This is a genomic window from Pseudomonas vancouverensis (assembly GCF_004348895.1).
In the GTDB taxonomy this organism is placed as follows: domain Bacteria; phylum Pseudomonadota; class Gammaproteobacteria; order Pseudomonadales; family Pseudomonadaceae; genus Aquipseudomonas; species Aquipseudomonas vancouverensis.
Window position 1 is genome coordinate 63,032 of sequence record NZ_RRZK01000017.1, and the last position, 24,967, is coordinate 87,998.

The following is a 24,967-nucleotide window of genomic DNA, read 5'->3' on the forward strand; positions in this document are numbered from 1 at the left end:
GCTTGGGGTTGAGTGACAGACTTTTTTAGGCGCAGAATGGACGCCCTTGGGGTTTTACCTCGCCAGTTAAAAAAGGAAACTCGATGACTCGTCTTCGTGCCATCTGTACCGCGGTTGCACTGGTTTGCGCCAGCGGCCAGGTTCTTGCCGATACCGCCAGCCACAACGCCAGTGCCGAGGCTTTCCTGACCATGGCGCACGCTGACAAGCTGGGTACCCCGGTGTACATGCAAGTACAGCAGATGTTCGCCCAGCGCTTTGAGCAAACCAAAGCCCCTGAGTCGAAAAAAGCCGTACTGGAAACCTACCAGGCCAAGGCCAACGCCGCGCTGGACCAGGCCATTGGCTGGAACAAGCTGAAGCCGGACATGGTCAAGCTGTACACCAGCAACTTCAGCGAATCCGAGCTCAAGGACCTGGTCGCGTTCTACCAGTCGCCTCTGGGCAAGAAAGTCCTGGAAAAAATGCCGCAACTGACCCAGCAATCGGCCCAGATGACTCAGGCCAAGCTGGAAAGCGCAGTGCCTGTGGTCAACAAGCTGCTGGCTGACATGACCGCCGAGCTGACGCCGAAAGACGCCGCGGCTCCAGCCAAGAAAAAGCCTTAAGCGGAGTCGGGTATGACCATGCAACAACGCATCGAATCGACGCTGGCCCTGCTTCAGCCTGAACACCTGCAGGTGCTGGATGAAAGCCACATGCACAGCCGTGGCTTGCAGACCCACTTCAAGGCCGTGGTGGTCAGCGCTCAATTCGAAGGCCTGAACCGGGTCAAGCGCCACCAGAAAGTCTACGGCACGCTCGGCGAGCTGATGGGCGAGTTCCATGCGTTGGCGCTGCATACCTACACGCCCGATGAATGGGCACAGATCGACGCGGCTCCGGCCTCGCCGACCTGTGCCGGCGGCAGCAAGCACTGACCCACGTTTATTTGGTAGAATGCGAAACGCGCCGCTCACCCGGCGCGTTTTTTTTCGCATCCGGTTCACCCCTTACGAGGGTAGCCACCTGGAGATTTACCCATGACACAACAGATTGTCGTGGCGGCACTGTATAAGTTCGTCACCCTGGAAGATTACGTCGCCCTGCGCGAGCCACTGCTGCAAGCCATGGTCGACAACGGCATCAAAGGCACGCTGCTGATTGCCGAAGAGGGCATCAACGGCACCGTGTCCGGTAGCCGTGAGGGCATCGACGGGCTGTTGGCCTGGCTCAAGAACGATCCGCGCATGGATGACATCGACCACAAGGAATCGTACTGCGACGAACAGCCGTTCTACCGTACCAAGGTCAAGCTCAAGAAAGAGATCGTCACCCTGGGCGTCGAAGGCGTCGACCCGAACAAAAAGGTCGGCACCTACGTGGATCCGCAGGACTGGAACGCGCTGATCAGCGATCCGGAAGTGCTGTTGATCGACACCCGTAACGACTACGAAGTCTCAATCGGCACCTTTGAAGGTGCAATCGATCCGAAAACCACCAGTTTTCGCGAATTTCCCGACTACATCAAAGCCAATTTCGACCCGGCGGTGCACAAGAAGGTCGCGATGTTCTGCACCGGCGGCATTCGTTGCGAAAAGGCTTCGAGCTACATGCTTAGCGAAGGCTTTGATGAGGTCTATCACCTCAAGGGCGGCATCCTGAAGTACCTCGAAGAAGTGCCTCAGGAAGAAACCAAGTGGCAAGGCGACTGCTTCGTGTTCGATAACCGCGTGACCGTGCGCCATGACCTGAGCGAGGGCGACTACGATCAATGTCATGCCTGCCGCACACCGGTCAGCGTCGAGGATCGCGCGTCCGAGCATTATGTGGCCGGTATCAGTTGCCCGCATTGCTGGGACACGCTGAGCGAGAAAACCCGCCGCAGCGCCATCGATCGGCAAAAGCAGATCGAACTGGCCAAGGCTCGCAACATGCCTCACCCGATCGGCTACAACTACAAACAAGCGTCCACCGAGGCCTGAACCATGAAGACTGCGCGCCTGCTCTATGTGATGGACCCGATGTGTTCCTGGTGCTGGGGTTTTGCCCCGGTGGCCAACGCATTGGTCGAGCAGGCGGCGGCCGTCGGTGTCGATGTGCACCTGGTGGTGGGCGGGTTGCGCACCGGCAGCGGCGCGGCGCTGGAACCGACGACCCGGCGCTATATTCTTGAGCACTGGCAAGCGGTCACCGAAGCCACGGGCCAGCCGTTCAAACTGGAAGGCGCCTTGCCCGACGGATTTGTCTACGACACCGAGCCGGCCTGCCGGGCCTTGGTGACCGCGCGTAATCTGGCACCCGATTGTGCGTGGAAGCTGCTTGGGCTGATCCAGCACGCGTTTTACGCCCAGGGTCGCGACGTGACCCATGCCAGCGTTCTGGTTGAGTTGGCCGAGCAGGCCGGTCTGCCGCGAATCGAATTCGCCGCCGCGTTCGACCGCGCCGACACACACGCCGCCACCAATGCCGATTTCACCTGGGTTCAGGATCTGGGCATTTCCGGCTTTCCCACCCTGCTGGCTGAGCGCAACGGTCAATTGGCCTTGCTGACCAACGGCTATCAACCCTTGAGTGAGCTTTCCCCGTTGCTCGGCCGTTGGCTGGAGCGCGCTGCCTGTGCATGACCTGCCGGATGACGTTCAACCCGCAAAGCGTGTCGACCGCCTGAGCTGGGCGGAAATCCGTCGCCTGGCCCTTCAGCACAAGAAATCCCTATGGATCGCCAACGGAGTGGCGGTGCTGGCCACCCTGTGCAGCGTGCCGATCCCGTTACTCCTGCCGTTACTGGTGGATGAGGTGTTGTTGGGGCACGGCGATTCGGCGCTGAAGATCATGAACCACGCGCTGCCCGAGGTTTGGCAGAAAGCGGCGGGCTACATCGGCCTGATGCTGCTGGTGACCCTCACACTGCGTTGCGCGGCCTTGATGTTCAACGTCGTACAGGCGAAGTTGTTCGCCGGTCTGGCCAAGGACATTGTCTATCGCATCCGCATTCGTCTGATAGAACGACTCAAGCGCATTTCCCTGGGCGAATACGAAAGCCTGGGCAGCGGTACGGTGACAACGCACCTGGTTACCGACCTGGACACGCTGGACAAGTTTGTCGGCGAAACACTCAGTCGGTTTCTGGTGGCCATGCTGACCCTGGTCGGCACCGCCGGGATCCTGATCTGGATGCATTGGAAACTGGCACTGCTGATTCTGTTGTTCAACCCGTTGGTGATCTACGCCACCGTGCAGTTGGGCAAGCGTGTCAAACACCTGAAAAAACTCGAGAACGACAGCACTTCGCGCTTCACCCAGGCGCTGACCGAAACCCTGGATGCGATCCAGGAAGTGCGTGCGGGTAACCGTCAGGGCTTTTTCCTCGGTCGTCTGGGACAACGTGCCCGCGACGTGCGTGATTATGCGGTCAATTCCCAGTGGAAGACCGATGCCTCAAACCGTGCCAGTGGTTTGCTGTTCCAGTTCGGCATCGATATTTTTCGCGCCGCGGCCATGCTCACGGTGCTGTTTTCCGATCTCTCAATCGGCCAGATGCTCGCGGTGTTCAGCTACCTGTGGTTCATGATCGGCCCGGTCGAGCAACTGCTGAACCTGCAATATGCCTATTACGCGGCCGGTGGCGCGCTGTCGCGGATCAACGAGTTGTTGTCTCGATCTGACGAACCGCAATACCCCGGCGGCGTTGACCCGTTCACCGGTCGCGAGACGGTCGGGGTCGAGGTTCAGGGATTGAGTTTCGGCTACGGCGGTGAGCTGGTTCTGAACCAGATGAACCTGTCCATCGCCCCTGGTGAAAAAGTTGCCATAGTCGGCGCCAGTGGCGGCGGCAAGAGTACGTTGGTGCAACTGCTGCTGGGCTTGTATACGCCACAGTCCGGGACCATCCGCTTCGGCGGCTCGACCCAGCAGGAGATCGGCCTGGATACCGTGCGAGAAAACGTCGCCGTGGTGCTGCAGCATCCGGCGCTGTTCAACGATACGATACGCGCCAATCTGACCATGGGCCGCGATCGCAGTGACGAGGCCTGCTGGCAGGCACTGGAAATCGCGCAACTGCACGGCACGGTTCGCGATTTGCCCAACGGCCTGGACAGCATTGTCGGGCGCTCCGGCGTGCGTTTGTCCGGGGGGCAGCGCCAGCGCCTGGCGATTGCGCGGATGGTATTGGCCGAGCCGAAAGTGGTGATTCTCGATGAGGCTACCTCCGCACTCGACGCCGCCACCGAATACAACCTGCATCAGGCTTTGGCGCGTTTTCTGAGCAACCGCACCACATTGATCATTGCCCACCGACTGTCCGCGGTGAAACAGGCGGACAGGGTGCTGGTGTTTGATGGTGGGCAAATTGCCGAGGATGGCGACCACCAGCAGTTGATTGCCGATGGTGGTTTGTACGCCAAGCTTTACGGGCATTTGCAGCGGCATTGAATCAGTGCCACAGCACGTTAAGCGCATTTTCGCCGCCGTCGAAAGCGAACTCCTTGATAACAACTGAACAGGATTCGCAGGGCGGCATGGTGGTGGCGACGTTGACCGATTCGATTGATGCGGGATCGGGGTATTTATCGCGAATCACACCGATCAACTTGCTCTCGCTATCCAGTGAGGTGGGCTTTCGGGTCAAATTCGGGGTGTAGTTCCCGACATCTTTTATCGTCACGGGTACGGCAATTAGTTTGCCTTCATCGGAGACACGTAGTGATGTGCTGGGAAACGCTTCATTCATATCGACATTGAAGTAGGTCGTTGCGCCTACCTTGACCTGATCTGCGCCAGGATTATTCCTGAATAGAGGTAGGTATCCGGTCGCCCCCTGTGCACCCGAAACACTCACATAAACTTCCCGCTGCCCGGTGGTGGTGACCACTTCGGCATAAGCGATGTTTCTTGGCTTGAACGCGCGCTGGCTCCGCGGGATAAGGTTTTGAAGCCTTTGCATCGCGTTGTTGATCCTCAAGGCGTTGTCTGGATGCTTCAGCACGATGATCGGCTCAAGGAACAGGGTATCGAAAATTTCCACGGTTCTTTGACGAAAGGCTTCTGATGCAACTTTGCTTCGCGACCAGCTTGTCACCCCTTTGGGCAACCGGGTAATGATTATTCGAGTCGAATGATCGAACAGCACCGCTTCGCCTGGGCTGGTATCGACTTTGAGCAACTTGAGCGTAGCGGGTGGATTCACGTGACCACCAATGGGAATGGCAATTTCTTCCATGGTTTTCATGGCTCGCTCCACCATTTCTACGCCGTAAATTCTAGCCATGTTGTTGGCGTTGAGTGATCCGGTGTAAACCGTCTTCAACTCATTAGCCAGTTCAACGGGTAAAGTTGTGGACTTGCGTAAGGTCAGGGGAATGGAGATATCTTGCTCTGGAAGGCGCTCAGCGACATAAAACGCAGCGGCTTCCAGTCTTGTGAACACATATTGCCTGGAGCCGTCCATGGCCGGAACGATGATGGCGCCAGCCTGGAAAGTATCAAATTGATTTTGCGTGCCGTAGGGCAGCTTCACCTGGATCCGCGCGTAAATTCCTTTCTCGAACTCCACTGTCGCGGGGAGTCTCCTTTTATTCGTAAGCGTTTTCAGTAACATCGCCCGATCTGCAGTGGCCGGTGTATAGATACTGTCCCCGAACCAAGGCGCCCAGCCTTTGCTTTTATCATGGCTGCCAATGGCTGGCGTCGGTGCGGGATCGGCGGTGACGTAACGGGTTGTGCATACTTGCTGACCCGGTACACGCGTCGTTCGACAAGGCAATGTTTTGTAGATCGCCCGATCATCGATCAGATCTGCTCGACGTAGTTGGTCTCCCTCCAGTCGATAGGGAATGTCATCCACAATCAGCGTGGCGCGTCCATTGATCTCGAGTATTTCGCGGGTGCTGGCGTCTTTCGGGAGTTCAATCAGCACGTGGCTTTCGGTGGGGGCCAGGGTTTTGAATGTCGAACGTCCCAGCTCTAGATTTTTACTGTTGTACACCAGTCGCGGGCCGTAGGGCAGGGATGACATTGGGTCGACAGGATGAAGTCGGGTCAGGTTCGACGGGCTGGTACTGCGAACCAGTACATCATCGATACCGTTGACCGTTGCCAATTGATCACCCGTTGTCAGACGCCTCCAATTTCCTGGATCAGTGGCTTGGGGCAGGCTGTGGACCAGTCGATAGCTACTGGAATGATCAGCCAGGTTTCTGACTCCTCGAATACTGTAGCGGCCTCCAAGGAGCAGGCTCTTGACGGCACCGCTTCCCAGCCCTTTCAACAACGAGGGCACACCGTCCAGTGGGTTCAGGTTGTTCGCTGTGGACGTCAGAAGTTTGCGGCTCAACGTTGAAAATGACGGCAGGGTCGTTTTGACTGTCATGCGCGAGGCAGTCATTCCAAGTTTGATCAAGCGTATCGAACCTGAGACGAATCTCCCGATCGGGCTGAGGAATGTCGCCAGGTCAATCAAGAGTCCTGCGGCGCCGGCAAGCATCTGCCTGGGGTCACCGGAGAGGAGATCTTCAATGCTGCCCCAAAAAGGTACAAAGCCTTTCACGATTGCCAGAAACGTATCGAGACGTTGTTGATATTCGGCCCTTGCTGCATCGAATACGGTCATGCCGCGGGCTTGGGTGTGTAGCTGATGTTTGTCGACATACAGGAAACTCGTGGCAATGTAGTCGGCTATGGCATTCAATCGGGCAGATCTGTTGGCTGTTTCGCGAGGGTTATCGGTTTTCGCTGATTCCGCAGCGGCGGGTACGTCGCCCACCACGCCGAGGATCGCGACGCAGTACGCGTTTTTTTCGGGCATCGTGCCGTTTCGGTGGGCGGACCAGTCGAGAAGTAGCGTTGTACTGGTATCCGGCGAATAGGTTTGTCCGGGGATTGAGGCGTGCAATGGAAAAAGAGTGCGAACCCCATCGATGACTGATGTTCTCAGGTGGGGGCGGCAACGAATGATGCCGGCGCTCGGGATCAATTCGTAGTAAGTGATTTCTTGACCGTGGGTGACCTGCAGAACAAATCCTTTTCTCGCCCATAGCTGTTCTCGGAAACTGACGACTTTCTCACGCAGGCTCAATAGCCGGACGTTGCCTCGCTCCAGTGCCAGGCGGTCAGCCGGCGGTAGGGAAATCAACAGGCTGAAGATCAGTGTTTTATAGGCCGTTTCGATTTTCGAGATGTAGTTTTCAAAGTCTGATTCAAACGCCGCGTTGATGTCAGGCAACGTCTTGCCTGAGTATGGGAACACGGGCCTATATGTACCCTCCTGGTCTTTTCGCTCTGAGTGGACGGTTCGCTCGTCGTCAATCCTGATCCAGTGACTGGTCTTTGTCTGACCATCAGGTCGTGTGACATACCACGTACTTCCGTTATCAAGTTGACCGTCGGCATAGAGGTCGAGAAATGAGTAGCCTGGCAACTTCAACGAGGGCATGTCCCTGAACCCCGGCCCGCTGGGTGGGTGATCAGGCAACAGCATGCGTCCGTCCGACTCGAACGCCGCCTCTCCAAACAGAGCCTGCTTCACCTGTCTGGCCATCTTCAATCGATCCGGAGGTGGCAAGTCGAGGGTCATGACCGCGTTGTTCAATCGTTCGCTATGGTTCTCCAGAGCCGCCAACGCCCGTTTCATATCCTCCTCATCGTAGTCGGGCACTGTTCGCGATTGAACGAAGCCGCTGCTGACCGCCCATTCCAGCGCGGGAGTCATTCGCAACCGTGCAATCGTTTCAAGTTGCTCTGCAGACGCGTCGATACTTCTTGTCAGAGGCAAGTCGATCAACTGTTGAAAGGACAAGGGTTGCGGGTGGTCAAGAGCAAGTTCGTCAGCCAACAACACACCGTGCATGAAGTTCACCCACACCACCGAACTCTTGTATGGCAGGTCGGTTGGAATGTCGCGCACGGCGAAGTCTTTCGACAATCTCGTCTCGAATACTCGCGTGAGCAGGATCGCCTCTTTGTCGGAACTGGCCCGCTGGGTATCCCGCAAGTGCTGTTCGAAATCGCTGCGCAGGGTTGGGTAGCTTTTCCCCCAATGAGCCGGGTCTTGCCAGCGGAATCCAGCGAGCTCCAGTGGCTCATCGGCAGACGGTGGATGAAGGAAGAGACAGATGGCTCTGCAAACCAGTTGGTAGCGGATGGCTGCTGGCGTCTTTTCGCCGGGGACGGCGCCGTACCATTTGAGCGACTTGAGCAGCCTGTCCGCCAGATCGTTTGCTTCGACCGAGTTCAGCATCCGTAGCAGAAATAGCGATGGCGTTGCACGCAGTTGGTCCACTGATGCACCAGCCAATACAGGGGCGGCGAGATGACCGATCAGCGAAGGCTTGTCATTCAGGAATACCTTCACGGTGTCGGTGATTTGAGCATTGATGCGTCTTGCCTTGTAGGTTGCGAGGGTCATCTGTTGCGCGAGTTCCGGCGTTGTACGTTGCAACGCCTTGAACCGCTTCCGATCCTGGGCAGTGGGTTGCCCGCCCAGCCCTTCGATATCCGGATTGTTATCGAATCCCAGTGCCAGCCGGGCGCGCAACTCTTCATCTGCGGGTGACAGGGATAGTTCTGTTGAAAGTGGGGGTGTTTCTGTCATGTCGCACTCCATCGAAAAGCTTCCCGCAATGGCGCGGAAAGTCGGAAGTGCCGAGTAAATCAATCCCGAAATCAGTGATGGCGGTACATATCTATGCGTCTCACACCTACTCGATAAGGAGTCTGAACCGCTGCTTGCCGGATCCGGGAACGCACCCTAGTCTTGCGGTAGCGATTTCGTCCGGAAGACGATCAAGCAGTGCTAATGCAAGGGACCTCATGAATCAAACGCGGACTCTCGGAACGCCACGGTTGTTGGGCATCGTCTGGCCTTTTATCGCCGTGGTGCTGTTTCAAGCCTTGCTGGGTGGTGTCAGCCTTTACGTGCTGTCGGCTGTTCGTGGCTATGTCGCTGGCGAAAGTCTATGGTCCAAGGGCCAGAAAGATGCCATCTACTACCTCAACCTTTACGCCGACGGCGGTGATGAAGGGATTTTCAACAAGTATCAAACCGCTATTGCCGTTCCCCAGGGTGGGCACGAACTGCGAGTCGCGCTGGACAATCAACCGCCAGATATCGAAGCGGCACGTCTGGCAATCCTCAAGGGCGGAAACCATCCAGACGACGTTTCCAGTCTGATCTGGCTGTATCTCAATTTTCGTCATTTCAGTTACCTCGAAAAGGCCATCGATCGCTGGACCGTGGGCGACGCCTATCTGGCCAGGCTCGATGAGCTTGCCCGGGACATGCACCAGCACATCACAAACCGCCCGGCCTCCGAAGCGGACATCGAACGCTGGAAAGAGCAGATTTTTGCGATCAACGATGAGGTGACACCCGCAGCGAAAGCCTTCAGTGATGCGCTGGGGGAGGGCTCGCGAGTCATTCTTCGTCTGTTGTTGGGGATCAACCTCGCCACGGCGTTGGGCTTGATCGCACTGGCGCTCATGCGCACCCACAAATTGCTCAAGCAGCGCCATGCTTTCGCCGATGCCCTGCAAATGGAAAAGGATCGGGCGCAGGTAACCCTGCAATCGATTGGCGACGGCGTGATTACCACAGATGTCTCAGGCGCCATTGCCTACATGAATCCGGCCGCCGAAGCCTTGACTCACTGGAAGGCCGATCAGGCAACGGGCTTGCCATTGGCGGCACTGTTCAACCTGCTCGACGAAAACGCCCAGACGGATGGTTTCACCCTGATCGAACGCATTCTGAGCGGTCAGCTCAGTGGCAGCAGCGAACATTCCAAGCTGATCCAGCGCCTGGATGGCAGCACGGTATCGGTCACTCTGGTAGGGGCGCCGATCCGCAATGCGGGCAAGGTCAGCGGTACAGTGCTGGTGTTGCACGACATGACCCAGGAGCGGCAATACATTGCCAACCTGTCCTGGCAGGCGACCCACGATGCCTTGACCGGGCTGGCCAATCGCCGGGAGTTCGAATACCGGCTGGAGCAGGCCTTGCACAACCTGACCCGCTACACGGGGCGCCATGCCCTGATGTTCCTTGATCTGGATCAGTTCAAACTGGTCAACGATACCTGCGGTCATGCCGCGGGCGACGAGTTGCTGCGACATATCTGTGCGTTGTTGCAATCAGGTCTGCGCGAAGGTGACACCCTGGCGCGTCTGGGTGGCGACGAGTTCGGCATCCTGCTGGAAAACTGCCCGCCGGAAGCGGCGGAGAAAATTGCCGAGAGCCTGCGTCAGACCATACAGAACCTGCACTTTGTCTGGAAAGGCCGTCCCTTCGTGACCACCGTGAGCATCGGCCTGGTGCATGTCGCGCAGAGTCCGCCGACTCTTGAAGCATCGCTGCGCGCTGCCGACATGGCGTGCTACATGGCCAAGGAAAAGGGGCGTAATCGGGTTCAGGTCTATCATCCCGACGATTCCGAATTGTCTTTGCGCTTTGGTGAAATGGCTTGGGTGCAGCGCCTGCACATGGCGCTGGAAGAGGATCGCTTTTGCCTCTACGCCCAGGAGATCGCGCCGCTGGGGCGTCACGATCAGGATGGCGGGCATATTGAAATCCTGCTGCGCCTCCACGATGAAGCGGGGCGCATGATTTTGCCCGACAGCTTCATTCCGGCGGCAGAGCGCTATGGTCTGATGAGTTCTCTTGATCGTTGGGTGGTGCAAAACGTCTTCAAGGTCATAGCCCAGTGTCGGGCCGAGCAGCCACGGGGGCCGCTGGCCATGTGTGCGATCAATCTGTCGGGCACCACTATTGGCGATGAGGCGTTCCTCGACTTCCTGCGTGAGCAGTTTGTGATTCACGATATTCCGGCTGAAATGATTTGTTTTGAAATTACCGAGACCAGCGCCATCGCGAATCTCGGCAGTGCAATTCGATTCATTAATGAACTCAAAGGGTTAGGCTGCCATTTTTCACTGGACGACTTTTGTGCCGGAATGTCTTCGTTCGCGTACTTGAAACATTTGCCTGTAGACTTCCTGAAGATCGACGGGAGTTTCGTAAAGGATATGCTGGACGACCCGATTAATCGCGCCATGGTCGAGGTGATCAACCACATCGGCCATGTCATGGGTAAACGTACGATTGCCGAGTTTGTCGAAACACCCCAGATCGAGCAGGCATTGCTGGAGATCGGGGTGGATTACGCTCAGGGGTATGTCATTGAGCGCCCGCAGTTGTTTACTTGCGACAGTCTGCTAAGTCGTCCTGCCAGGCCCCGACCTTTACTGTTCAGGGCGCCTGGCACGTTCCGTTGAAACCTCTTGCCGGTCAAGAAAATCACCATCAAAAGGAGCTCGACAGTGATCGATACATTCAACCGAACCGGCCCCCTCATGGAAGCTGCCAGTTACCCTGCCTGGGCCCAGCGCCTGATTCAGGATTGCAGCGAGAGCAAGCGCCGCGTAGTCGAACACGAACTTTACCAGCGCATGAGAGACAACAAGCTCAGTGCGAAAACCATGCGCCAGTACCTGATCGGTGGTTGGCCCGTGGTGGAACAGTTTGCGTTGTACATGGCACAGAACCTTACCAAGACCCGTTTCGCCCGGCACCCGGGCGAGGACATGGCGCGCCGCTGGCTGATGCGCAACATCCGTGTCGAGCTGAACCATGCCGATTACTGGGTGCACTGGAGCCGCGCACACGGTGTCAGCCTGGAAGACCTGCAGGCGCAACAGGTTACCCCGGAGCTTCACGCCTTGAGTCATTGGTGCTGGCACACCAGTTCTTCCGATTCGTTGATCGTTGCCATTGCCGCAACCAACTATGCGATTGAAGGCGCCACCGGGGAGTGGTCGGCGGTCGTCTGTTCCAATGGCATCTATGCCGCCTCGTTCCCTGAAGAGGAGCGCAAGCGCGCGATGAAATGGCTGAAAATGCACGCCCAGTATGATGATGCGCATCCGTGGGAGGCGCTGGAAATCATCTGCACGCTCGCTGGCATGAATCCGAGCAAGTCCCTGCAAATGGAGCTGCGCCAAGCCGTGTGCAAGAGCTACGACTACATGTACCTGTTTCTGGAGCGCTGCATGCAGTTGGAACATGCGGAGAAAGCACCGCATGCTCGTGAGCGGATGGCGCTGGTCGAAGGCTGATCTGAAGGCTGCTTGCTACAACTGTGGGAGCGACACACTGCCGCTCCCACATTATTTTTGTGCGGCGGCTAAGAGGGTTAGCCCGCCATTGCCAGACGATTGCGTCCCTCGCGCTTGGCCACATACAGCGCGCTGTCAGCCCGACGCAGCAGGCTGTCGGCAGATTCGCCGGGCAACAGGGTCGAACAACCGAGGCTGACCGTCAGGTCGATCGATTGCCCGTCGGCGATGTATTGCGCCGACTGTGCGGCAAATCGCAGGCGCTCGCCCACCATCGCCGCGGCTTCCCGGCTGGTGTTGGAGAGCAGGATCAGAAACTCTTCCCCACCATAGCGAAACACCATGTCCACGTTGCGCAACTGGCTTTTGATCGAGGCGGCAACCGCCTTGAGCACGTCATCGCCCGCGCTGTGGCCGTGGGTGTCGTTGATTTTTTTGAAGTGATCGATGTCCAGCATCAACAGGGACAAGGGTTGCAGGTGCCGCCGTGATAGCTCGATTTCCCGTTGCAGGGTCTGGTCCATGGCGATGCGGTTGCCGGTGTCCGTCAGCGGGTCACGCAAAGCACTTTGGGTCGCTGCGCGATAGAGCAGGGTATTGCGCATCGGATACAGCAATGTGGCGAGGAGCGATTCGAGTTGGCCTTGTTCCTGATCGCTGAAACGCTGATTGCGTTTGAACACCAGTTCACCGAGGTGTTCGCCTTCGTGGCTGAGGCTGTAGCTGATGGAGTGGTGACCGCGGTGGCCGAACTCCAGGCGCAGATCACTGCTCTGGTGCTGATAACTCAGGGCATCCAGCGGTACGATGCGCTGAATCTCGCGAAAGAAAATGCCGAGAATGCGTTGCGGCTCAAGACTGGTTTGCAGCTGCAGGCTCAGTTGCTGGCGCAGTTGCGCGAGGCTGACGGGCCTTTCCAGAAGGGACGGCTGCTGACCAAAGCCCAGGCGTTGCAATTTGGCGCTGTCGAAGTCAATTGCGTTGGTCTGGGAAGGTGGTTTCATAAGGCATGCGCCCCTAAGCAGTAAGGCTGTCTTACAAGCTGGGTGAGAGCGGCTTTGGGCGGCGCGTCGTACTGGTCCTTCAGTCCCGTAGGACATTTCGTACAAGTTTAATCTGCTTTGTGGAAGATAAGGAACCTGCCCACTTAAGCATTGCCCGACCTGCTGTCACGTAGCGTGTCTGAGCAAAATTAGAGCGAAAGTCATGCCATTCGGTTCATGAAAAATAAAAAACGTTCTAAATCAGCTGGTTGTGTTCGTTGTTAGATGAAAGTGCTGATATGGATGACGTTTGTTTGACAGCAAAACACACTGATTTTGCTGCGCAACCCCTGCCGCGACGGGAAGTCGCCGCGGCAAATAACCGACGTGCGGAGTATTACTGGGCGTTGAACGCCTGCCCATTGACGCCTGTGCTGTCAGGTCCCATCAGGTACAGGTAGACCGGCATGATCTCTTCCGGCGTCGGATTGTTCAGCGGGTTTTCCCCTGGATAGGCCTGGGCGCGCATGCTGGTACGGGTCGCGCCCGGGTTGATGCTGTTGGCGCGAACCGGGGCCACAGTATCGACTTCGTCCGCCAGGGTTTGCATCAGCCCTTCAGTGGCAAACTTCGAAACACCATAGGCGCCCCAGTACGCGCGCCCCTTGCGACCGACGCTGCTGGAGGTGAACACTACAGAAGCATCCTGAGACAGCTTGAGCAACGGCAGCAGAGTGCTGGTGAGCATGAACATGGCGTTGACGTTGACTTGCATGACCCGCATGAAGTTTTCGCCGGAGAGCTGCTCGATGGGTGTGCGTGGGCCAATGATCGATGCGTTGTGCAGCAAGCCGTCAAGGTGACCGAACTCGGTTTCGATCATCGCTGCCAGCTCATCGTACTGATGGGGCAGGGCGGTTTCGAGGTTGAAAGGGATGACCGCGGGCTGCGGGTGGCCAGCGGCTTCGATTTCGTCGTAGACCTGAGTCAGGTTGGCTTCGGTCTTGCCCAGCAATAACACGGTCGCACCGTGCGCCGCGTAGGTCTTGGCGGCAGCAGCGCCAATGCCGCGGCCAGCACCGGTGACCAGAATGACCCGGTTTTTCAGCAATTCGGGGCGGGCGGAGTAATCAAACATAAAAACCTCAACATGAATTTTTCAGGGCGGACGCTATCCCTGTGGGAGCGAGCTTGCTCGCGATGGCGGTATCACCTTCAACATCAATGTCGATTGGGCTACAGCTATCGCGAGCAGGCTCGTTCCCACAAGGAGCAGTCCCGGCAAAAACTCAGCAGCTGCAAAGCGCGCTATCGAGCACCTTGCGCAGCTCCAGCGGGTGATCGACCACCACATCCGCGCCCCAATGCCGCGGGTTATCGTCCGGGTGGATATAGCCGAATGTCACCGCCGCCGTTTTGGTTCCGGCATCGCGCCCTGACTCGATGTCCCGCAGGTCATCACCGACGAACAGCACGCTGGCGGGGTCCAGGTCGAGCATCTTGCAGGCGAGGATCAGCGGCTCCGGATCCGGCTTGCTGTTTTTCACGTGATCCGGGCAGATCAGCAAGGCCGAGCGCTCAGCCAGGCCCAGTTGCTGCATGATCGGTTCGGCAAAACGCAATGGCTTGTTGGTGACCACGCCCCAGATCAGGTTGGCCTTCTCGATATCGGCGAGCAGTTCGCCCATGCCGTCGAACAGTTTGCTGTGAACCGCGCAACCCACCAGGTAACGCTCAAGAAACTCCAGGCGGAGTTCCTCGAAGCCTGGGGATTCCGGGTCCATGGCGAATGTCACCGCGACCATCGCCCGGGCGCCGCCGGAAATCTCGTCACGAATGTGTTTGTCGTTCATCGGTGGCAAGCCGCGGTCGGCACGCATCGCCTGACAGATCGCAATGAAGTCCGGCGCGGTGTCGAGCAGGGTGCCGTCCATGTCGAAAAGAACTGCTCTGATTCGCATCGGCTTATTCCTCGCGCAGGGTCTGGATCATGTAGTTGACGTCGACATCGGCGGCCAGCTTGTAGTGCTTGGTCAACGGGTTGTACGTCAGGCCGATGATGTCCTTGACGGTCAGGCCGGCGATGCGGCTCCAGGCGCCCAGCTCGGAGGGGCGGATAAACTTCTTGAAGTCGTGGGTGCCGCGCGGCAGCAGCTTCATGATGTATTCGGCGCCGACGATGGCGAACAGGTACGCCTTCGGATTGCGGTTGATGGTGGAGAAGAACACCTGGCCACCGGGCTTGACCATGCGGAAGCAGGCACGGATCACCGACGATGGATCAGGCACGTGCTCGAGCATTTCCAGGCAGGTGACCACATCGAACTGTTCCGGCATTTCCTCGGCCAGGGCTTCGGCGGTGATCTGCCGGTACTCGACATTCACGCCGGATTCCAGCTGGTGCAATTGGGCAACTGCCAGCGGCGCTTCGCCCATGTCGATGCCCATGACGGTGGCACCACGTTGGGCCATGGCTTCACTGAGGATGCCGCCGCCGCAACCGACGTCGAGGACTTTCTTGCCGGCCAGATTGACGCGTTCGTCAATCCAGTTGACACGCAATGGGTTGATGTCATGCAGTGGTTTGAATTCGCTTTCGCGGTCCCACCAGCGATGGGCCAGGGCTTCGAATTTGGCGATTTCGGCGTGGTCGACGTTGCTCATGGTTTATGTCCTCTAAAACTTGAAAAATCCTGTTGCCCCGGTATCGAAACCGGGGGACTTACGATTCGGTGCGGCCGCTGATGCGCTGGCCCCAGGTTTTCGCGACAGCGCTTAGCTGCGTTTCATCCAGGCGCGTCAGGCGACCGTCTTCGAGCAATGGCTTGCCGGCGACCCAGACATGCTTCGCGCAATCGCGCCCGGTGGCGTAGATAAGCTGCGACACCGGGTCGTAGACCGGCTGCTGGGCCAGGCCGGAAAGGTCGAACGCCACCATGTCCGCAGCCTTGCCGATTTCCAGCGATCCCGTTTCAGTTTCGATGCCCAATGCCCGGGCGCCGTTGAGTGTTGCCATGCGCAGGGCGCGATGGGCATCCAGTGCAGTGGCCGATCCGGCGACAGCCTTGGCCAGCAGGGCGGCGGTACGGGTTTCTCCAAGCAGATCGAGGTCGTTGTTGCTGGCCGCACCGTCTGTGCCGACCGCGACATTGACGCCAGCCTGCCACAGGCGCTCGACCGGGCAGAAGCCGCTGGCCAGTTTCAGGTTCGATTCCGGGCAGTGGATGACATGGGTATTGCTTTCTACCAGCAGTGCGAGGTCCTCCTCGCTGATCTGGGTCATGTGAACCGCCTGAAAGCGCGGTCCGAGCAGGCCCAGGCGGGCGAGGCGGGCGAGTGGGCGTTCGCCACGCTGATCGACTGCCTGCTGCACTTCGAACGCGGTTTCATGCACGTGCATGTGGATCGAAGCGTCCAGCTCCTCGGCAATTACCCGGATCTTTTCCAGGTTTTCATCGCCCACGGTGTAAGGGGCGTGGGGGCCAAAGGTGACCTTGATGCGCTCGTGGTGCTTGAGGTCGCCGAACAGTTCGATGCCCTGACGGATGGCTTCATCCGCCGAGCTGGCACCCGGAATCGGAAAATCCAGGATGGGAATGGCGATCTGCGCACGAATGCCGCTGTTGTGCACGCGTTCGCTGGCGACTTTGGGGAAAAAATACATGTCCGAGAAACAGGTGATGCCGCCCTTGATTTGCTCGGCGATGGCCAGGTCGGTGCCATCGCGTACAAAGGCTTCATCGACCCACTTGGCTTCGGCGGGCCAGATGTGGTTTTCCAGCCAGGTCATCAGCGGCAGGTCATCGGCCAGGCCACGAAACAGGGTCATCGCCGCGTGCCCGTGGGCGTTGATCAGGCCGGGGCTGAGCAACATGTCGGGTAATTCGCGAATTTCGGTTGCGTTAAGCTTCAGTGCAGCGGAACGTGGACCGATAAACACGATGCGTCCATCGCGAATGCCGATGCCGTGTTCCTTGAGGACAACGCCGGCGGGTTCGACGGGTACCAGCCAGGTCGGCAGCAATAGCAGGTCGAGCGCAGCGGCAGTGTTCGGCATCGCGTGTGAGTTCCAGTGCTTTTATAAAGGATGGCGAAGTATACCCGAGCGTCTTCGCCGGGGGATCGCTATAATCGGCGGCTTTTGTTCATGAGTGCGGGGTGAGGGATGCGCGATCGACTGTTGGCGGCGGAAAAGGTGAAGGCCATCGATTGGCGTGATGGTGCCCTGTATCTGCTGGATCAGCGCGTTTTGCCGTTCGAGGAAAACTGGATCGCCTACACCAGCGCAGCCGGTGTGGCCGAGGCCATTCGCTCGATGGTGGTGCGTGGCGCGCCGGCAATCGGCATCAGCGCCGCTTATGGCATTGTGCTGGCGGCCCGTACTCGCATTGCTGAGGAAGGTGATGATTGGTATGCGGCGCTGGAGGAGGATTTCGCGCTGCTGGCCGACTCTCGTCCCACTGCCGTCAATCTCTTCTGGGCCCTGGGGCGTATGCACGATCGGCTGGATCGTCTGAAGGACAACGCCGATCCGCTGGAGGCGCTTGAGGCCGAGGCCATCGCCATTCACGAGAGTGATCGCGAGGCCAACCTGACCATGGCGCAATTGGGTGTAGACCTGATCCGTAAGCATCAGGGCAATGCTCAGGCGATCCTGACCCACTGCAACACCGGTGCCTTGGCCACGGGCGGCTTCGGCACGGCGTTGGGCGTGATTCGTGCGGCGTTCATCGAGGGTATGGTCGAGCAGGTCTACGTCGACGAAACCCGCCCATGGATGCAGGGTTCGCGCCTGACGGCCTGGGAGCTGGCCAACGAGGGCATCCCCGTGACCCTCAATGTCGATTCTGCTGCGGCCCATATCATGAAAACCAAAGGGCCGACCTGGGTCATCGTCGGTGCTGACCGGATCACCGCCAATGGCGACGTCGCCAACAAGATCGGTACCTACCAGTTGGCCGTCAATGCCATGCACCACGGCGTGCGTTTCATGGTGGTGGCGCCGAGTTCGACCATCGACATGAACATGGCCAGCGGTGACGATATCCCGATTGAAGAACGTGATGGTCGTGAGCTGCTGGAAGTCGGCGGCAAGCGGGTCGGGGCGGATGTTCAGGCGTTCAACCCGGTGTTTGACGTGACACCGGCGGACCTCATTGATGCGATCGTCACGGAAAAAGGCATTGTCGAGCGGCCGGATACAGCCAAGATGGCGCAGTTGATGTGCCGCAAGCGTCTGCATTGATCATCGCCGGCGTCTGAGGAATCGCCATCGCAAGCAATCTCGCTCCCACAGTGTTTGCGGTGCGCATAAAACCTGTGGGGGCGAGCTTGCTCGCGATGGGGTCGTCAAACCCAATGAACCAACCCGAATCAGCCTCAAATTCTCCATTCAACACAGCTCTAAGCCCCTCTCGTCCCTTATCAGCCTGTCACCGGTCAACTAACTACTCTCCATGCGCATCTGGGGGATAGGTGCGTGGCGGCTCTTGTGATAACATCCGGCGGTTTCCAAGGTTACCCCGCGGGGTGACCTTTACTGCGCAGATCCATGGCATAACTCGTTGATTTGTCGTAAGTCGGTGTATGGCACTCAGCCTGCAGCGGCGAGCTTCGTTCGTCCCATATGGATGTGACGAAGTTTCACCAGAAAAAGGAATCAGGCTTCTCATGGGCGAACTGGCCAAAGAAATCCTCCCGGTCAATATCGAAGACGAGCTGAAGCAGTCCTACCTCGACTACGCGATGAGCGTGATTGTCGGTCGGGCACTGCCGGATGCGCGCGATGGCTTGAAGCCCGTGCACCGGCGTGTGCTGTTCGCGATGAGCGAGCTGGGTAACGACTTCAACAAGCCGTACAAGAAATCTGCCCGTGTTGTCGGTGACGTGATCGGTAAGTATCACCCGCACGGTGATACCGCGGTGTACGACACCATCGTTCGGATGGCGCAGCCATTCTCCCTGCGCTACCTGCTGGTCGACGGCCAGGGCAACTTCGGTTCCGTCGACGGCGACAACGCCGCAGCGATGCGATACACCGAAGTGCGCATGACCAAGCTGGCGCACGAGCTGCTGGCCGACCTGCACAAGGAAACCGTGGACTGGGTGCCGAACTACGACGGCACCGAAATGATCCCGGCGGTCATGCCGACCCGTATTCCCAACCTGTTGGTCAACGGCTCCAGCGGCATCGCCGTGGGCATGGCGACCAACATTCCGCCGCACAACCTCGGTGAAGTCATCGACGGTTGCCTGGCGCTCATCGACAACCCTGAGCTGACCGTCGACGAGCTGATGCAATACATCCCTGGTCCGGACTTTCCGACCGCCGCGATCATCAACGGTCGCGCCGGCATCATCGAAGCCTACCGCACCGGTCGCGGGCGTATTTACATGCGTGCCCGTTCGATCATCGAAGACATCGACAAGGTCGGTGGTCGCCAGCAGATCGTCATCACCGAACTGCCTTACCAGCTGAACAAGGCGCGTCTGATCGAGAAGATCGCCGAGCTGGTTAAAGAGAAGAAACTCGAAGGCATCACCGAACTGCGTGACGAGTCCGACAAGGACGGCATGCGCGTCGTGATCGAACTGCGTCGTGGCGAAGTGCCTGAGGTCATCCTCAACAACCTCTACGCCCAGACCCAGTTGCAAGCAGTGTTCGGTATCAACATCGTTGCGCTGATCGACGGCCGTCCGCGGATCCTCAACCTCAAGGATCTGCTGGAAGCCTTCGTACGTCACCGTCGTGAAGTGGTAACCCGTCGTACCGTGTTCGAACTGCGCAAGGCGCGCGAACGTGGCCACATCCTTGAAGGTCAAGCGGTTGCCCTGTCGAACATCGACCCGGTCATCGCCTTGATCAAGGCCTCGCCAACCCCGTCGGAAGCCAAGGAAGCGCTGGTCAGCACGCCTTGGGAATCCTCCGCTGTGGTCGCGATGGTGGAACGTGCCGGTGCCGATTCGTGCCGTCCGGAAAACCTCGATCCGCAATATGGTCTGCGCGACGGCAAGTACTTCCTGTCGCCGGAACAGGCGCAAGCCATTCTGGAACTGCGTCTGCACCGCCTGACTGGTCTGGAACACGAAAAACTGCTGGCCGAGTATCAAGAGATTCTCAACCAGATCGGCGAGCTGATCCGCATCCTCAACAGCGCCACGCGCCTGATGGAAGTGATTCGCGAAGAGCTGGAAGTGATCCGCGCCGAGTATGGCGACGTGCGTCGCACCGAGATTCTCGATGCCCGTCTCGACCTGACCCTGGGCGACATGATCCCGGAAGAAGAGCGCGTCGTGACCATTTCCCACGGAGGCTATGCCAAGACCCAGCCGCTGGCTGCGTACCAGGCTCAGCGTCGTGGCGGTAAAGGCAAGTCGGCCACCGGCGTCAAGGATGAGGACTACATCGCTCACCTGCTGGTTGCCAACAGCCACACCACGCTGCTGCTGTTCTCCAGCAAGGGCAAGGTGTACTGGCTGAAAACCTACGAAATCCCGGAAGCATCCCGCGCTGCCCGTGGTCGTCCGCTGGTCAACCTGCTGCCGCTGGATGACGGTGAATACATCACCACCATGCTGCCGGTCGAGGGATACACCGAAGGTCACTACATCTTCATGGCCACCGCCAACGGCACCGTGAAGAAGACCCCGCTGGAATCCTTCAGCCGTCAACGCAGCGTCGGCCTGATCGCGCTGGAACTGGACGAAGGCGACGTGCTGATTTCCGCCGCGATCACCGATGGCGAGCGCGAAGTGATGCTGTTCTCCGACGGCGGCAAGGTCACCCGCTTCAAGGAATCCGACGTACGTGCCATGGGCCGTACCGCTCGCGGCGTGCGCGGCATGCGTCTGCCGGAAGGCCAGAAGCTGATCTCCATGCTGATTCCGGAAGAGGGCAGCCAGATTCTTACCGCTTCCGAGCGAGGTTTCGGCAAGCGCACGGCGATCACCGAGTTCCCTGAGTACAAGCGTGGCGGTCAGGGCGTTATCGCCATGGTCAGCAACGAGCGTAACGGCCGTCTGGTCGGCGCGGTACAGGTGCTCGACGGTGAGGAAATCATGTTGATTTCCGACCAGGGCACGTTGGTGCGTACCCGTGTCGATGAAGTCTCCAGCCTGGGTCGTAACACCCAGGGCGTGACCCTGATCAAGCTGGCCAATGACGAGACACTGGTCGGCCTGGAGCGGGTTCAGGAGCCTTCGGAGGTCGAGGGTGAAGAGCTGGAAGGTGACGAGGCTGAAGGATTTGTCGGTGAAGTCGTGAACGACGACGCTGGCGAAGACCAGCAACTCGACGCCGCCGCTGACGAAGAACCACAGGAATAAGCAGGTAAGCAGGGGGCGGATGAAAATTCGCCCCCTTGTTGTTTGTCCGAACGGAAAATGTCGACACCCATGGATATCCCTGTGGGAGCGAGTTTGCTCGCGAAGCAGGCGCCGGGAACGCTGCGGTGATGCATTCGCGAGCAGGTTCGCTTCCAAGGGTTGCCTGCTTCAGCAGAGATCCTGTGTTGATTGAAATTGTGATTTATTGCGTGATACCACCAGATCAGAGCGAGATTGGATGTGAGCAAGAGAGCCTATAACTTCTGTGCCGGTCCTGCGGCCCTTCCCGAAGCTGTCCTGAAGCGCGCTCAGGGCGAGCTGCTTGATTGGCACGGCAAGGGTTTGTCTGTCATGGAAATGAGCCATCGCAGCGATGAGTTCGTGTCCATCGCCACCAAGGCCGAGCAGGATCTGCGTGATCTGCTGAATATCCCTTCGAACTACAAAGTGCTGTTTCTGCAAGGCGGCGCCAGCCAGCAATTTGCACAGATTCCGCTGAACCTGTTGCCGGAAAACGGTACGGCCGACTACATCGACACCGGTATCTGGTCGCAGAAAGCCATCGAAGAAGCATCGCGCTATGGCAACGTCAATGTGGCGGGTACTGCCAAGCCTTATGACTACTTTGCCATTCCTGGTCAGAGCGAATGGAACCTGTCGAAAGACGCGGCCTATGTTCACTACGCGCCAAACGAAACTATCGGCGGCCTGGAATTCCAGTGGATTCCGGAAACAGGCGACGTTCCGCTGGTGGCTGACATGTCTTCGGACATTCTCTCGCGTCCAGTGGATGTTTCGCGCTTCGGCATGATCTACGCCGGCGCCCAAAAGAACATCGGCCCGAGCGGCATCGTCGTCAACATCGTTCGCGAAGACCTGCTGGGCAAGGCGCGCTCCATCTGCCCGACCATGCTCAACTACAAGGTCGCGGCCGATAACGGCTCGATGTACAACACGCCGCCGACCCTGGCCTGGTACCTGTCCGGCCTGGTGTTCGAGTGGCTGAAAGAGCAGGGCGGCGTCGAGGCCATCGGCAAGCTCAATGAAGTGAAGAAGCGCACACTTTATGACTTCATCGACGCCAGCGGCCTGTACAGCAACCCGATCAACGAAGCGGACCGTTCCTGGATGAACGTGCCGTTCCGTCTGGCTGACGATCGTCTCGACAAGCCATTCCTGGCGGGTGCCGACGAGCGTGGCCTGCTGAACCTAAAGGGCCACCGTTCCGTGGGAGGCATGCGCGCGTCCATCTATAACGCCGTCGATATCAACGCCATCAATGCGCTGGTTTCGTACATGGCAGAGTTCGAGAAGGAACACGGCTAATGTCTGAGCAAGAACTCAAGGCACTGCGCCTGCGCATTGATGCTCTGGACGAAAAAGTCCTGGAGCTGATCAGTGAGCGCGCGCGCTGCGCCCAGGAAGTCGCGCGAGTAAAGATGGCCTCGCTGGCCGAAGGCGAAGTGCCGGTGTTCTATCGTCCTGAGCGCGAAGCCCAGGTGCTCAAGCGTGTCATGGAGCGTAATCAGGGGCCGCTGGGTAACGAAGAGATGGCGCGGCTGTTCCGCGAAATCATGTCGTCCTGCCTGGCCCTTGAACAGCCGCTGAAAGTGGCTTACCTCGGTCCGGAAGGCACCTTCACCCAAGCGGCGGCCATGAAGCATTTCGGCCACGCGGTGATCAGCAAGCCGATGGCGGCGATCGACGAAGTGTTCCGCGAAGTGGCGGCCGGTGCCGTCAATTTCGGCGTGGTGCCGGTGGAAAACTCCACCGAAGGTGCGGTCAACCACACCCTCGACAGCTTTCTCGAGCATGACATGGTGATCTGCGGCGAAGTCGAGCTGCGCATCCACCACCACCTGCTGGTGGGCGAAAACACCAAGACCGACAGCATCAGCCGCATTTATTCCCACGCCCAGTCCCTGGCCCAGTGCCGCAAGTGGCTGGACGCGCATTACCCGAATGTCGAGCGCGTCGCGGTGTCGAGCAACGCCGAAGCGGCGAAGCGGGTCAAGGGTGAGTGGAATTCGGCGGCGATTGCCGGCGACATGGCGGCCGGCCTGTACGGGCTGACCCGACTGGCCGAGAAGATCGAGGACCGTCCGGACAACTCCACGCGCTTCCTCATGATCGGTAATCAGGAAGTGCCGCCGACCGGCGACGACAAGACTTCGATCATCGTGTCGATGAGCAACAAGCCAGGTGCCCTTCACGAGTTGCTGGTGCCGTTCCACGACAACGGTATCGACCTGACGCGCATCGAGACGCGTCCGTCGCGCAGTGGCAAATGGACCTACGTGTTCTTCATCGACTTCGTCGGCCACCATCGCGACCCGCTGGTAAAGGGTGTGCTGGAAAAGATCAGTCAGGAAGCAGTGGCACTCAAGGTGCTGGGTTCCTACCCGAAAGCAGTTCTCTAAGGGGCGATAGCAATGAGTGGCAATTTCCTCGCTCTGGCACAGCCGGGCGTGCAACAACTTTCGCCTTACGTTCCGGGCAAGCCTGTGGACGAACTGGCGCGCGAGCTGGACCTGGATCCGGCCAGCATCGTCAAACTGGCGAGCAACGAAAACCCGCTGGGCGCCAGTCCCAAGGCGCTGGCGGCGATTCGTGATGCGCTGGCCGAGCTGACCCGTTATCCGGACGGCAATGGCTTCGCGCTCAAGAGCCTGCTGGCCGAACAGTGCCGTGTCGAGCTTGATCAGGTGACGTTGGGCAACGGTTCCAACGACATTCTCGAGCTGGTGGCGCGCGCCTATCTGGCGCCGGGCCTGAATGCCGTGTTCAGCGAGCACGCGTTCGCGGTCTACCCGATCGCCACCCAGGCGGTCGGCGCTCAGGCCAAGGTGGTTCCGGCCAAAGAGTGGGGGCATGACCTTCCTGCCATGCTGAAGGCTATCGATGCCAAAACCCGCGTGGTCTTCATCGCCAACCCGAACAATCCGACCGGCACCTGGTTCGACGCCGAGGCGCTGGATGAATTCCTCCAGGATGTTCCGGAACACGTACTGGTCGTGCTGGACGAGGCCTACATCGAATACGCCGAAGGCAGCGATTTGCCCGATGGTCTGGACTTCCTGGCGGCCTATCCGAACCTGCTGGTTTCGCGCACCTTCTCCAAGGCCTATGGCCTGGCGTCCTTGCGTGTAGGTTATGGCTTGTCGACGCCTGTGGTTGCCGACGTGCTGAATCGCGTGCGTCAACCATTCAACGTCAACAGCCTGGCCCTGGCTGCGGCCTGTGCAGCGTTGAAGGATGAAGAGTACCTGGCGCAAAGCCGTCAACTGAACGAAGCCGGCATGCAGCAGCTGGAAGCCGGCTTCCGCGAGCTGGGCCTGAGCTGGATTCCGTCCAAGGGCAACTTCATTTGCGTTGACCTGGGTCGAGTCGCGGCTCCCGTGTTCCAGGGCTTGTTGCGCGAAGGTGTGATCGTGCGTCCTGTAGCGAACTACGGCATGCCGAATCACCTGCGTATCACCATTGGTCTGCCGGCGGAAAACAGCCGCTTCCTCGAAGCGCTGAGCAAGGTCCTGGCTCGTGGTTGATGTCACTGCACTGCAATCTGCCGA

The 24,967-nt window shown here is 58.7% G+C and carries 18 protein-coding genes; 12 read left to right on the plus strand and 6 right to left on the minus strand.

The features are described 5' to 3' along the window. Window positions 1-83 precede the first annotated feature (83 nt). From EIY72_RS13325 to EIY72_RS13345, 5 genes are all read left to right on the plus strand, one after another. Window positions 84-608, plus strand: a complete 525-nt coding sequence (locus EIY72_RS13325) for a DUF2059 domain-containing protein (protein ID WP_093216221.1) — start codon at window positions 84-86, stop codon at window positions 606-608. A gap of 12 nt (window positions 609-620) precedes the next feature. Next, window positions 621-920 (plus strand): BolA family protein, encoded by a 300-nt coding sequence (locus EIY72_RS13330; RefSeq protein WP_093216226.1) that lies wholly within the window; start codon window positions 621-623, stop codon window positions 918-920. Between the two features lie 102 nt (window positions 921-1,022). Then, complete coding sequence (gene trhO, locus EIY72_RS13335) at window positions 1,023-1,964, plus strand: oxygen-dependent tRNA uridine(34) hydroxylase TrhO (RefSeq protein ID WP_093216231.1); 942 nt, start codon at window positions 1,023-1,025, stop codon at window positions 1,962-1,964. A 39-nt stretch (window positions 1,965-2,003) separates the two neighbouring features. Next, window positions 2,004-2,606 carry a DsbA family protein gene (locus EIY72_RS13340; protein ID WP_162276456.1) on the plus strand — a complete coding sequence of 201 codons (603 nt, stop codon included), beginning with the start codon at window positions 2,004-2,006 and terminating at the stop codon, window positions 2,604-2,606. Further along, window positions 2,599-4,416: an ABC transporter ATP-binding protein gene (locus EIY72_RS13345; RefSeq protein ID WP_093216241.1), complete on the plus strand. Its 1,818-nt coding sequence runs from the start codon at window positions 2,599-2,601 to the stop codon at window positions 4,414-4,416. Before EIY72_RS13340 ends, EIY72_RS13345 begins: the two co-directional genes overlap by 8 nt. Window position 4,417: 1 nt before the next feature. On the opposite strand, the gene EIY72_RS13350 is transcribed toward EIY72_RS13345, so the two are convergent. Continuing rightward, window positions 4,418-8,572, minus strand: a complete 4,155-nt coding sequence (locus EIY72_RS13350; RefSeq protein WP_093216247.1) for a hypothetical protein — start codon at window positions 8,570-8,572, stop codon at window positions 4,418-4,420. Between the two features lie 218 nt (window positions 8,573-8,790). Between EIY72_RS13350 and EIY72_RS13355 the strand changes: the two genes are divergently transcribed. Together EIY72_RS13355 and EIY72_RS13360 are read left to right on the plus strand one after the other, a co-directional pair. Next, on the plus strand, window positions 8,791-11,250 hold the full coding sequence (locus EIY72_RS13355; protein ID WP_093216251.1) for an EAL domain-containing protein: 2,460 nt from the start codon (window positions 8,791-8,793) through the stop codon (window positions 11,248-11,250). A gap of 78 nt (window positions 11,251-11,328) precedes the next feature. After that, on the plus strand, window positions 11,329-12,090 hold the full coding sequence (locus tag EIY72_RS13360) for an iron-containing redox enzyme family protein (RefSeq protein WP_371315418.1): 762 nt from the start codon (window positions 11,329-11,331) through the stop codon (window positions 12,088-12,090). Between the two features lie 77 nt (window positions 12,091-12,167). Here the strand turns inward: EIY72_RS13360 and EIY72_RS13365 are convergent, their stop codons facing one another. From EIY72_RS13365 to EIY72_RS13385, 5 genes are all read right to left on the minus strand, one after another. Continuing rightward, window positions 12,168-13,094, minus strand: a complete 927-nt coding sequence (locus EIY72_RS13365; RefSeq protein WP_093216261.1) for a GGDEF domain-containing protein — start codon at window positions 13,092-13,094, stop codon at window positions 12,168-12,170. A gap of 376 nt (window positions 13,095-13,470) precedes the next feature. After that, window positions 13,471-14,211, minus strand: a complete 741-nt coding sequence (locus EIY72_RS13370) for a YciK family oxidoreductase (RefSeq protein ID WP_093216266.1) — start codon at window positions 14,209-14,211, stop codon at window positions 13,471-13,473. 151 nt (window positions 14,212-14,362) lie between these two features. Then, window positions 14,363-15,034 (minus strand): N-acetylmuramic acid 6-phosphate phosphatase MupP, encoded by a 672-nt coding sequence (gene mupP / locus EIY72_RS13375; RefSeq protein ID WP_093216270.1) that lies wholly within the window; start codon window positions 15,032-15,034, stop codon window positions 14,363-14,365. Window positions 15,035-15,038: 4 nt separating this feature from the next. Next, the gene (gene ubiG / locus EIY72_RS13380; protein ID WP_093216275.1) at window positions 15,039-15,737 is read right to left on the minus strand and encodes a bifunctional 2-polyprenyl-6-hydroxyphenol methylase/3-demethylubiquinol 3-O-methyltransferase UbiG; all 699 of its coding nucleotides are present in this window, start codon (window positions 15,735-15,737) and stop codon (window positions 15,039-15,041) included. Window positions 15,738-15,795: 58 nt separating this feature from the next. Next, on the minus strand, window positions 15,796-17,130 hold the full coding sequence (locus tag EIY72_RS13385) for a TRZ/ATZ family hydrolase (RefSeq protein ID WP_093216280.1): 1,335 nt from the start codon (window positions 17,128-17,130) through the stop codon (window positions 15,796-15,798). A gap of 108 nt (window positions 17,131-17,238) precedes the next feature. Here EIY72_RS13385 and mtnA point away from each other — a divergent pair, with 108 nt between their 5' ends. The 5 genes from mtnA (at window position 17,239) to hisC (ending at window position 24,943) form a co-directional block, all read left to right on the plus strand. Continuing rightward, a complete protein-coding gene (mtnA, locus tag EIY72_RS13390; protein ID WP_093216285.1) occupies window positions 17,239-18,318 on the plus strand; it encodes an S-methyl-5-thioribose-1-phosphate isomerase in 1,080 nt (359 codons plus the stop codon). A gap of 425 nt (window positions 18,319-18,743) precedes the next feature. Then, window positions 18,744-21,398, plus strand: a complete 2,655-nt coding sequence (gyrA, locus tag EIY72_RS13395) for a DNA gyrase subunit A (protein ID WP_093216291.1) — start codon at window positions 18,744-18,746, stop codon at window positions 21,396-21,398. A 240-nt stretch (window positions 21,399-21,638) separates the two neighbouring features. Beyond that, window positions 21,639-22,724: a 3-phosphoserine/phosphohydroxythreonine transaminase gene (gene serC, locus EIY72_RS13400; RefSeq protein WP_093216296.1), complete on the plus strand. Its 1,086-nt coding sequence runs from the start codon at window positions 21,639-21,641 to the stop codon at window positions 22,722-22,724. Further along, the gene (pheA, locus tag EIY72_RS13405; protein WP_007939916.1) at window positions 22,724-23,818 is read left to right on the plus strand and encodes a prephenate dehydratase; all 1,095 of its coding nucleotides are present in this window, start codon (window positions 22,724-22,726) and stop codon (window positions 23,816-23,818) included. The genes serC and pheA overlap by 1 nt, the downstream gene beginning before the upstream one ends. A 12-nt stretch (window positions 23,819-23,830) precedes the next feature. After that, window positions 23,831-24,943: a histidinol-phosphate transaminase gene (gene hisC / locus EIY72_RS13410; protein WP_093216300.1), complete on the plus strand. Its 1,113-nt coding sequence runs from the start codon at window positions 23,831-23,833 to the stop codon at window positions 24,941-24,943. Window positions 24,944-24,967: the final 24 nt, after the last annotated feature.

Coding starts and splice junctions, on each gene's coding strand:
- EIY72_RS13325 (WP_093216221.1), top strand. CDS start 84: ATGACTCGTCTTCGTGCCATCTGTACCGCGGTTGCACTGGTTTGCGCC.
- EIY72_RS13330 (WP_093216226.1), top strand. CDS start 621: ATGACCATGCAACAACGCATCGAATCGACGCTGGCCCTGCTTCAGCCT.
- trhO (WP_093216231.1), top strand. CDS start 1,023: ATGACACAACAGATTGTCGTGGCGGCACTGTATAAGTTCGTCACCCTG.
- EIY72_RS13340 (WP_162276456.1), top strand. CDS start 2,004: ATGTGTTCCTGGTGCTGGGGTTTTGCCCCGGTGGCCAACGCATTGGTC.
- EIY72_RS13350 (WP_093216247.1), bottom strand. CDS start 8,572: ATGACAGAAACACCCCCACTTTCAACAGAACTATCCCTGTCACCCGCA.
- EIY72_RS13355 (WP_093216251.1), top strand. CDS start 8,791: ATGAATCAAACGCGGACTCTCGGAACGCCACGGTTGTTGGGCATCGTC.
- EIY72_RS13360 (WP_371315418.1), top strand. CDS start 11,329: ATGGAAGCTGCCAGTTACCCTGCCTGGGCCCAGCGCCTGATTCAGGAT.
- EIY72_RS13365 (WP_093216261.1), bottom strand. CDS start 13,094: ATGAAACCACCTTCCCAGACCAACGCAATTGACTTCGACAGCGCCAAA.
- EIY72_RS13370 (WP_093216266.1), bottom strand. CDS start 14,211: ATGTTTGATTACTCCGCCCGCCCCGAATTGCTGAAAAACCGGGTCATT.
- mupP (WP_093216270.1), bottom strand. CDS start 15,034: ATGCGAATCAGAGCAGTTCTTTTCGACATGGACGGCACCCTGCTCGAC.
- ubiG (WP_093216275.1), bottom strand. CDS start 15,737: ATGAGCAACGTCGACCACGCCGAAATCGCCAAATTCGAAGCCCTGGCC.
- EIY72_RS13385 (WP_093216280.1), bottom strand. CDS start 17,130: ATGCCGAACACTGCCGCTGCGCTCGACCTGCTATTGCTGCCGACCTGG.
- mtnA (WP_093216285.1), top strand. CDS start 17,239: ATGCGCGATCGACTGTTGGCGGCGGAAAAGGTGAAGGCCATCGATTGG.
- gyrA (WP_093216291.1), top strand. CDS start 18,744: ATGGGCGAACTGGCCAAAGAAATCCTCCCGGTCAATATCGAAGACGAG.
- pheA (WP_007939916.1), top strand. CDS start 22,724: ATGTCTGAGCAAGAACTCAAGGCACTGCGCCTGCGCATTGATGCTCTG.
- hisC (WP_093216300.1), top strand. CDS start 23,831: ATGAGTGGCAATTTCCTCGCTCTGGCACAGCCGGGCGTGCAACAACTT.